The organism is Dietzia aerolata (genome assembly GCF_014144865.1).
Classification (GTDB): Bacteria; Actinomycetota; Actinomycetes; order Mycobacteriales; family Mycobacteriaceae; genus Dietzia; species Dietzia aerolata.
This window is the reverse complement of sequence record NZ_JAALDM010000227.1, coordinates 1-4,235: the sequence shown is the minus strand read 5'-3', so window position 1 is coordinate 4,235 and position 4,235 is coordinate 1. Positions and strand designations below refer to the sequence as shown.

General features: G+C 70.6%; 5 protein-coding genes and 1 pseudogene. 5 read left to right on the top strand and 1 reads right to left on the bottom strand.

The window, feature by feature from the left end:
- The 5 genes and pseudogenes from G6016_RS16990 to G6016_RS13320 all read left to right on the top strand — a co-directional run.
- Nucleotides 1-192: pseudogene (locus tag G6016_RS16990) on the top strand (tRNA lysidine(34) synthetase TilS); the annotation flags it as partial.
- Nucleotides 193-750, top strand: coding sequence for a hypoxanthine phosphoribosyltransferase (gene hpt, locus G6016_RS13335; protein ID WP_182633123.1), 558 nt, complete (start codon nt 193-195; stop codon nt 748-750).
- A gap of 146 nt (nt 751-896) precedes the next feature.
- Nucleotides 897-2,432, top strand: a complete 1,536-nt coding sequence (locus G6016_RS13330; RefSeq protein WP_182633122.1) for an acyl-CoA synthetase — start codon at nt 897-899, stop codon at nt 2,430-2,432.
- Nucleotides 2,433-2,488: 56 nt separating this feature from the next.
- Nucleotides 2,489-3,400 carry a sigma-70 family RNA polymerase sigma factor gene (locus G6016_RS13325; protein WP_182633121.1) on the top strand — a complete coding sequence of 304 codons (912 nt, stop codon included), beginning with the start codon at nt 2,489-2,491 and terminating at the stop codon, nt 3,398-3,400.
- 55 nt (nt 3,401-3,455) lie between these two features.
- Nucleotides 3,456-3,683 (top strand): hypothetical protein, encoded by a 228-nt coding sequence (locus G6016_RS13320; RefSeq protein WP_187354593.1) that lies wholly within the window; start codon nt 3,456-3,458, stop codon nt 3,681-3,683.
- Between the two features lie 118 nt (nt 3,684-3,801).
- Here G6016_RS13320 and G6016_RS17550 read toward each other — a convergent pair whose 3' ends face one another.
- A complete protein-coding gene (locus G6016_RS17550; protein ID WP_277815154.1) occupies nt 3,802-3,927 on the bottom strand; it encodes a hypothetical protein in 126 nt (41 codons plus the stop codon).
- Nucleotides 3,928-4,235 lie beyond the last annotated feature (308 nt).

Sequence of the window (4,235 nt, the reverse complement as noted above, 5' to 3'; positions counted from 1 at the left end):
GCGGCGCTCGTGACCGACTGGCGGGGGCAGGGCGGCGTGGCCGTGGGGGGTGCCGGCGAGGCTGCCGGGGGAGGCGGATCGCGTGGTCGCGACGGTGGCCCCGGCGGGGTTCGGGTGACCAGGTTGGTCGTCCGGCGTCGGCATGGAAAGGTGGTCCTGGAGATCGACGGGCCGAGCGGAGCGGGGAGCTAGATGACGACGGAGAAGTACGCGGACGAGATCGAATCGGTGCTGCTGAGCGAGGAGACCCTCCACGAGCGGATCGCCGAGATGGGCGCGACCATCGGCGCCAAGTACGCCGACACCGACCAGGAGGTCGTGCTGATCTGCGTGCTCAAGGGCGCTGCGATCTTCGTCTCCGACTTCGCGCGGGCCCTGCCCATCCCGTCCGAGATGGAGTTCATGGCCGTCTCCTCGTACGGCTCCTCCACCAGCTCCTCCGGCGTGGTGCGGATCCTCAAGGACCTCGACCGCGACATCGCGGACCGCGACGTGATCATCGTCGAGGACATCATCGACTCCGGCCTCACCCTGTCGTGGCTGATGCGCAACCTCAAGACCCGCAACCCGCGGTCGCTGGAGATCGTCACCCTGCTGCGCAAGCCCGACGCCGTGAAGGCCGATCTGGACATCCTCGAGATCGGCTTCGACATCCCCAACGAGTTCGTGGTGGGCTACGGCCTGGACTTCGCCGAGCGCTACCGCGACCTGCCCTACATCGGCCGGCTGCACCCGCGCATGTACTCCTGACCGGTCGCGGGGGCGGTGCCCCGCCGCCTCCGCCCCGGCAGCGTGAAAGGGGTGTCCGGCACCCGGCCGCGGCGCCTGTGTCCGGCGAGTTGGACCGTGGTCCGAAACCGGTGACGCGCGTCACATGCGGGCGCTAGGGTCGGAACATGTTCCCAGGAGCCTTCGCCGCCACCACGCCCGACAAGCCCGCCGTGATCCGCCCCGCGACCGGCGAGACGATCACCTACGCCCAGCTCGAGGCCCGATCGGCCCAGCTCGCGCACCTCCTGGTCGACGACTGGGGCCTGAAGCCGGGCGACACGATCGCCGTGGTCTCGGACAACACCCTCGAGATGATCGAGATCTACTGGGGCGCGCTGCGCGTCGGCCTCTACATCGCCGCGATCAACCACCACCTCACCCCGGATGAGTCCTCCTACATCATCGGGGACTGCGGCGCGCGGGCGTTGTTCGTCTCCGCGCCGGTGGCCGAGCACGTCGACCTCTCGCCCGGCGCCAACCCGGGCGTGGAGCACCGCGTGGTGTTCGGCGGCGCGCTGGAGGGCTTCGAGGACTACCGCACCCTGCTCGAGGGCCAGCCCACCGAGGCGCCCGCCGACCAGCCCCGCGGCCACGACTTCCTCTACTCCTCCGGCACCACCGGCCGGCCCAAGGGCGTGCGCGTGGACCCGCCGGAGGGGCAGATCGGCGAGGTGCCGGACTACTACACGCCGGTGTTCAGCTTCCTCTACGGCTTCGACGCGGACAGTGTGTACCTCTGCCCGGCCCCGCTGTACCACGCTGCGCCCCTGCGCTTCTGCGGCGTGGTCAACTCCGTCGGCGGCACGGTGGTGCTCATGGACCGGTTCGACCCGGAGGAGTCGCTGCGGCTCATCCAGGAGTACGAGGTCACGCACTCGCAGTGGGTCCCCACCATGTTCGTGCGCATGCTCAAGCTGCCCGACGAGACCCGTGCCAGGTACGACCTGTCGAGTCTGACCCACGCCATCCACGCGGCCGCGCCGTGCCCGCCCGAGGTCAAGCGCCGCATGATCGACTGGTGGGGTCCGGTGATCCACGAGTACTACTCGGCCACCGAGGGGATGGGCATCACGTTCATCAACTCGCAGGAGGCGCTCGAGCAGCCGGGCTCGGTGGGGCGCGACGGGCTCAAGGGCCACGCCCACATCTGCGACGACGACGGCAAGGAGCTCCCGGCCGGCGAGATCGGGACCATCTACTGGCAGAACGACGAGAACACCTTCTCGTACCACGGCGACGAGGAGAAGACGGCCTCCGTCCGCCACCCCGACCACCCGACCTGGGCGACGTTCGGCGACGTGGGCTACCTGGACGAGGACCGCTTCCTCTACCTGACCGACCGCAAGGCGTTCACCATCATCTCGGGCGGCGTGAACATCTACCCGCAGGAGATCGAGAACGCGCTCGTGCTGCACCCGGCCGTGGAGGACGTCGCGGTGATCGGCCTGCCGGACGAGGAGATGGGGGAGCGGGTGCACGCCGTGGTGGTGGCGGCCGAGGGGCACGAGCCCGGGCCGGCGCTGGCCGAGGAGATCCTGGCCGCGCTCCGCGGCACGATCTCGGACTTCAAGCTGCCGCGCGGCGTGGACTTCGTGGACGAACTGCCGCGCACGCCCACCGGGAAGCTGGTCAAGCGGCGGATCGTGCAGCAGTACGCGTAGATCGTGATGCACTGATCGCCGTCCCAGCCCCCGACCGGTCTTCTAGAGTCACGGGGGTGGACCGGGATCGGGTACTGGAGTTCTTCACCGCCGACCGGCCACGGTTGGTCCGGCTCGCTGCTCGGATCCTCGCCGATCCCGCCGAGGCCGAGGACATCGTCCAGCAGGCGTGGCTCCGGCTCGATCGCGCCGACGTCTCGGCCATCGATTCCCCAGGTGCGTGGCTGACCACTGTCGTCACGAGGCTCTGCCTGGACCGGCTCAAGGCCCGGGTCCCGGTGCCGGTCGCGGACGACACCGGCGCCGTTCGCCCCGCCGTCTCGCCGGTCGACCCGGTCGACGACGTGGTGCTCGTCGACTCCGTGGGCGCCGCGTTGCACGTCGTGGTGGATCGTCTGTCCCCGACGGAGCGGGTGGCGTTCGTGCTCCACGATTCGTTCGGGGTCGAGTTCGCCGCGATCTCCGAGATCCTCGACTGCACCCCGGCGGCCGCCCGCAAGCTGGCCTCCCGGGCGCGCGCCCGGGTCGGTGGGGGACTGTCTCCGGGCCGCGACGCGACGGACGGGGTGGAGGGGGCGGCGGACGCCGCGGTGGTCGACGCCTTCCTCGCCGCCGCACGCAACGGCGAGTTCGCCCGACTCGTGAGCCTGCTCGCACCGGACGTCGTGGTGGTCGGCGACCCCGTCGCGGTGGGGATCGGCACCCCGGAGCGCATCGAGGGGCGGGATGCCGTCGCGGAGTTCTTCAACGGGGCCGCCGCGGCCGCGCTGCCGGTGTTCGTCGACGATCGCCCGGGTGCCGCGTGGTTCGACCGTGGTGCCGCCCGGGTGGCGTTCGACTTCCTGGTCGAGGACGGGGTGGTGAGCCGGATCGATTTCCGGGCCGAGGAGCGCGTCCTGCACGGCGTGCGTCGACGTCGACGCACGTGCCCCGTCACATCCGACGCGCCGGGGTCGTCAGAGGAGTAGGGCACGCGGACGGTCCGCGGCCACGACCCGAGAGGGATGATTCATCGTGAAGACCATGACCTGCAAGGACCTGGGCGGCCCCTGCGACCTCGCCCACCACGGAGAGACGGCCGACGACGTGATCAACGCCCAGGACGCCCACCTCAAGGAGCGCGTCAAGGCCGGTGATGAGGCGCACGGGCCCGCGCGCAAGGACATGAAGGGGCGCTGGTTGCGGCCCCGTCAGTCGCTGGGCTGGTACAACGATGTCAAGGCGCGCTTCGCCGAACTGCCGGAGGGCTGAACCGCGCCGGTCGAGTCCCTCGGCCCGGTGTACGCCTGGTCGAACGGGCTGATCGCATATGCGGAAAGACCCGGCCCCGTCGACGCGGGTGCCGGGTCCTCGGCTGTGGTGGGAGGCGTCAGGAGGCGCTGCCGAAGAAGAGCTCGCCGGACTTCTCCAGGAACCCGACGAGCATGTCCACGGTGGCCCCGAGGAAGCCGGTGGTCATGTCGCCGAGTGCGCTGCCGGTACTGCTGTCGATCATGGAGATCTCCTTCGGTTATCGGTGCGGGCCGACCGGTGTCGGCGCCCGGGGTCAGGTCTGCTGACCAGCGTCACTTGTACCCGCTGGTGACCAATTTCTGCAACATGTTCCATTTCGGGCAGGGGTGTTCCGGACGCGAGACTCAGCGCGGGTCGGTCTGCCCGGCTGACCGCTCGATCGCGGCGGCCAGCGCCAACAGAGTGGCCTCGGACCCGGGGCGGCCCACCAGCTGCACCGACGTGGGCAGGTGGCGCCCCAGCGGGGTGTGGGTGGCGCCGCACGGCACCGTCGCCGCGGGCCAGCCGAGC

Excerpts from the sequence above, each read along its gene's own strand:
- G6016_RS13320 (WP_187354593.1), top strand. The coding sequence starts at position 3,456 with ATGACCTGCAAGGACCTGGGCGGCCCCTGCGACCTCGCCCACCACGGA.
- G6016_RS17550 (WP_277815154.1), bottom strand. The coding sequence starts at position 3,927 with ATGATCGACAGCAGTACCGGCAGCGCACTCGGCGACATGACCACCGGC.
- G6016_RS13330 (WP_182633122.1), top strand. The coding sequence starts at position 897 with ATGTTCCCAGGAGCCTTCGCCGCCACCACGCCCGACAAGCCCGCCGTG.
- hpt (WP_182633123.1), top strand. The coding sequence starts at position 193 with ATGACGACGGAGAAGTACGCGGACGAGATCGAATCGGTGCTGCTGAGC.